General features: G+C 50.1%; 5 protein-coding genes. All 5 read left to right on the top strand.

Annotated features, from left to right (window positions below):
- A partial coding sequence (locus COT43_06575) for a hypothetical protein (GenBank protein PIS28329.1) occupies positions 1-461 on the top strand: 461 nt, incomplete at its 5' end.
- A 107-nt stretch (positions 462-568) separates the two neighbouring features.
- Positions 569-1,681 (top strand): hypothetical protein, encoded by a 1,113-nt coding sequence (locus COT43_06570; protein ID PIS28328.1) that lies wholly within the window; start codon positions 569-571, stop codon positions 1,679-1,681.
- A gap of 34 nt (positions 1,682-1,715) precedes the next feature.
- Positions 1,716-2,714: a haloacid dehalogenase gene (locus tag COT43_06565; GenBank protein PIS28330.1), complete on the top strand. Its 999-nt coding sequence runs from the start codon at positions 1,716-1,718 to the stop codon at positions 2,712-2,714.
- Positions 2,715-2,727: 13 nt separating this feature from the next.
- Complete coding sequence (locus COT43_06560) at positions 2,728-3,690, top strand: hypothetical protein (GenBank protein ID PIS28327.1); 963 nt, start codon at positions 2,728-2,730, stop codon at positions 3,688-3,690.
- A 21-nt stretch (positions 3,691-3,711) separates the two neighbouring features.
- Positions 3,712-4,602 (top strand): hypothetical protein (locus COT43_06555; protein ID PIS28326.1); only part of this gene is annotated, 891 nt, incomplete at its 3' end.

Below are 4,602 nucleotides of genomic sequence, written 5' to 3'. Positions count from 1 at the left end.
TTACCTGGTCGGCTACGTCCTATATCGATGTTGCCATTAATTTGACTGTTGGCAATACCAATGGATCCTATGATCTGGGCTATTTCTTCAGTGAAGGTGCACTTGATTTCACCGATACCAGTGACTGGTGTGACAGTCTGGGGAACACCATTACGGTCACCGGCGGAAGCGCGACCAGGGAAGAGGCTTCGGTTGTCAGGAAATTCAACCTTTCGCAGAATTACCCGAATCCTTTCAACCCGACCACCCGTATCGAGTTCGAGATTGCCGCCCGCAGCGCAGTCAACCTGACGGTATTTGACCTTTTCGGCCACCCGGTCAGCACCCTGGTAAACGAAACGAAAGACGCCGGACGTTATAACATTAACTTCGACGCTTCGAATCTGCCGAGTGGCATCTACTTTTATAAAGTAATTGCCGGTAATCAGAGTATGACACGCAAGATGGTTTTAACCAAGTAATTTGAATTTTTAGGGCGTGATACACTTAAGGGGCGGGAGGCCTTGTTTCTGCCCCTTAAGTTGAAAAATGTCCCTGCTCCCGATCAATCTGAAAAGTAAGACAACTCATGAAAAGTTTGAAAATTAAAAGCGCCGCCGACCTGGGATTACAGTTCGTCGATAATCCGCACCGCATGATCGGCCAGGACGGCGCCTTCTCAATTCCTCTCGGAAATCAGAAATCTTTATGGTTTTTTGGCGACACCCTGATCGGAAACCGGGAACCGGGTTCCAGTCTCTGGTATATCAGCGGCATTGCGGTCGGAGGTGATGATATGTCCGGCAAGGGCACCGTCGATAAAATGCTCAACAATACCGGATTGATTCTGCCCGACCAGGATGCCAGCGACGGTTTGCAGGATTTCAACTATATCCTGAATCCGGACGGCACTCTTCAAACACTCCTGCCATTACTGGCAGACGAGGATCCGAACAAAATCCGGGTCTGGTGTCAGCACGGGGTCAAGATCGACGGTAAACTCTATCTTTCCTTCGTTAAAGTTAAAATGATTCCCCAGAAAGAAATTGTTGCCATCAATGGTAAAGGCGAAGCCTATCCGGTCAATTTCAATGTGATCGGCTCCGGGCTGGCCGTCGGCAGCGACCAAACCTGGGAATTCAAACGCATTTTTCATAACGGCAGTGATATTCTCTGGAAGAAATTCGAACCGCATTTCGGTTCGGCGATTTTCCCGAATTATTCCGAACGTAAAATCTATCTCTACGGCACGAGCCAGGGCGCCGATCAAATCCAGAAAACCTACCTGGCGCGGGTCGATTTCGACCAGATCGAACGATTGGATGCTTACGAATATTTGGTTTCTTCTAAACCGGAATGGGGTCCGATTATCGCGGAGGCCGGCGTACTGTTTACCGACGCCCCCAGCGAAGTCTCCATTTCCTATAACCGGCACTTACAGGCCTATCTGGCGGTTCATTCCTGGCGCACATCCGATCGAATCGTCGGTCATACGGCGCCCAATCTGTGGGGCCCCTGGAGCCCGGAAATCGACCTGTGGCAAGCCCGGATCACCAATGGGAAAAATTTGCCTTACCCGCGCCTGATCTACGCCGGGAAGGAACACCCCGAACTGGCCCTGGACAACGGTAAAACGATTTTCCTGACCTACATTGAATTCGAAGAATATTATCCTCATTTAATCCGGTTGACCCTGGAATAGAACCGGGAGAGATATTTGATAAATGACCAAATCTATGAACAATTGCATAAAAAATATCATCAGCTTGCCGGGTTTAGGCAACCTGCCAACCGATACCGGACTACGTTTACTCAACAGCACGTCCGATAAACGTTTTTCCGTCGGCAGGAACGGCGTGCGCGACATCATTGCCACCGGTGACGGCAAAGTCGAATTCGTGGCGTTTGACGATCATACGCTGGCGTTTGTTGGGTCAGCCCTGGGATATCCGGCCTATTATCCGGTTCATCCTGTAAAAATGGAAAAACCTCTCACCGTCGTATTGATGGACCTGGACGGCACCAGCGTTCGCAGTGAAGAATTCTGGATCTGGATCATTCAGCTCAGCATCGCCAGCCTGATAGGCAATCCGGAATTCGAACTAACCGACGCTGACATTCCTTTTGTTTCCGGACACAGCGTCTCGGAACATCTCCAGTATTGCATCTGTAAATATTGTCCGGAGAAAACCGTTGAGCAGGCCCGGGTCTGGTATTTCGAATATACACGGCGTGAGATGAAAGCTATTTTGGAAGGTAACGGTCGTCGGAATGCCTTTATTCCCCGATCCGGACTAAAGGATTTCCTGCTGACTCTGAAGAATCGTCGCATAAAAATCGGGCTGGTGACTTCCGGCCTTTATGAAAAAGCCTATCCGGAAATTCTGTCGGCTTTTTGCACATTGAATATGGGCGATCCGGCCGAATTTTATGATGCGATCATCACCGCCGGGTATCCCATGCAGGAAGGTGCGCCCGGTACACTGGGCGAACTTTCACCCAAACCGCATCCCTGGCTTTACGCCGAAATCGCCCGGGTCGGACTGGGCATTCCATTCTCGAATCGCCATCACGTCATCGGTATCGAGGACAGCGGCGCCGGAATTGCGGCCATTCGGCTGGCGGGATTCAGTCCAATCGGCATGTCCGATGGCAATATCGCCGAAAGTGGTACCCGATCCCTCTGTTCTCATTATTGTAATAATTTTGAAGAAATACTGTCAATAATCATCTAATCCCTTTTCAATTATGGAAAAATCTATGAATCATCGTAAAAGAGTGAAAATTGTCCTGAATGGCGGCACGCCGGATTTTGTGCCGACTTTCGAGTTAGTTTTCGACGAGACCGAACGCGATTTTCAGGGGCGCACCTGGATCGGCGGACCGGTCGATCCGGACGTTACCGGCATGAGCTATACCGACAAGGTTAAATATAACGCCCGCCTGTATGTTGACGTCGCCCGGCGTTTCGATCATTCAATTATTTTCATCAACCGCACCATGGGAAAGCATGAAAGCGCCGCCCAAACCGGTGTGCGCGATACGATCAAAGAAATCCGCGAAATCTCCGGCGACGAATTCATGGTAATGTGCCACAACGACCCGACCTTTATGATTCCGTTCAATAATATGGAGCAGTTCTGCTTCGACCTGATCGACCGTCCGGAATATATGCATGAAGTCGCCCGTAAAAATGTCACCGAGAGTTTCGTTCGCTGCCATGAAATGCTGGAAGCCGGGACGGACGGATTTATCCTGTGTTGCGATTATTGTTTCAATGCCGGACCATTTATCAGTCCGACTCAATTTGAAGAATTTATCGCTCCGTACCTGAAAGAAGCCGTCACCTATTTCCGCCAGGCCGACGCTTATGTAATCAAACACACCGATGGCAATATCATGCCGATTATCCGCTACCTGCTCGACGCCGAACCACATGCCCTGCATTCCCTGGATCCAATGGCCGGCGTCGATATCAAGTTCGTGAAAGAAAATTACGGCAGACAGGTGGCTCTCTGTGGCAACGTCGATTGTTCGCTGATGCAGACCGGCACACCGGAACAGGTGCGTGCCAGCGCCGAATATTGCCTGACGCATGCCAAACCCGGCGGCGGTTACATTTTCTGCACGTCCAATTGCGTCTTCCGGGGCATGCCGTTGGCTAGTTATGACCTGATTCACTCAATCTGGTTAGCCAACCGTGATTATTAATTTTAAGATAAAGAAAACACTATGAGTACCAAAAAAACCATCCATATTTTATCCAATACTCACTGGGATCGTGAATGGCGTTTCCCGTTCCAGGAAACCCGCCTGCATTTAGTCAAATTAATCGACAATCTGCTGGATTTAATGGAAACCGATCCTGGGTATAAATATTTCAATTTCGATTCCCAGACCATTTTCTTAGACGATTATCTGGAAATCAAACCTGAGAATCGTTCGCGACTGGAAGCGTTGATCAAAGCCGGTCGGCTGATCGTCGGGCCATGGTACACCTTGCCGGAAGAATTCACCGTGAACGGTGAGTCGCTCATTCGCAATCTACTGATGGGCAAACGCGTCGGCGATTCATTTGGAAAAACGTCGCGGGTCGGTTATACCCCGACTTCCTATGGCCAGATTTCCCAGATGGCGCAGATTTACGACGGTTTCGGAATCGACGGCATCATATTTTATCGCGGAATTCATTACACCGAAGGCACCAATGAATATTTTCTGGAAGCTCCGGACGGCACCCGGATTCTGGGCGTTCGTCTGAGCCGGCATGTCAGCCGCGGCGCCTTTTTTATTTACGTTTCCAAACGCACCATGCATGCTCCCGACTGGCACGGATTCCGCTGGGGGGAAGAGGGCTGTCTGCCATTTCATCTTTGCCGCGCCGATCAGGATCACGAGGAAGAACCGGCCATTATCCGCTCTCCCTACGGAGAAACCTGCAATCTGGAAATCGTCGCGGAAGGCATTCGCGCCGCCATGGAAGACATCCTCGAACAGGCAACCAGCGATTGCCTTGTTCTTTTCGACGGCATGGACAGCGCCTATCCGAATAAACACCTGCCGCAAATTATTAAAAAAGCCAATGAAGTCAATCCCGACTGGAAATTCATCCACAGTTCCCTG

This window comes from Candidatus Marinimicrobia bacterium CG08_land_8_20_14_0_20_45_22 (assembly GCA_002774355.1).
Taxonomy (GTDB): Bacteria; Fidelibacterota; UBA2242; order UBA2242; family UBA2242; genus 0-14-0-20-45-22.
Note: the sequence above shows the minus strand (reverse complement) of the source record. Positions and strands in the feature narration are given on the sequence as shown.

Coding starts and splice junctions, on each gene's coding strand:
- COT43_06570 (PIS28328.1), top strand. CDS start 569: ATGAAAAGTTTGAAAATTAAAAGCGCCGCCGACCTGGGATTACAGTTC.
- COT43_06565 (PIS28330.1), top strand. CDS start 1,716: ATGAACAATTGCATAAAAAATATCATCAGCTTGCCGGGTTTAGGCAAC.
- COT43_06560 (PIS28327.1), top strand. CDS start 2,728: ATGGAAAAATCTATGAATCATCGTAAAAGAGTGAAAATTGTCCTGAAT.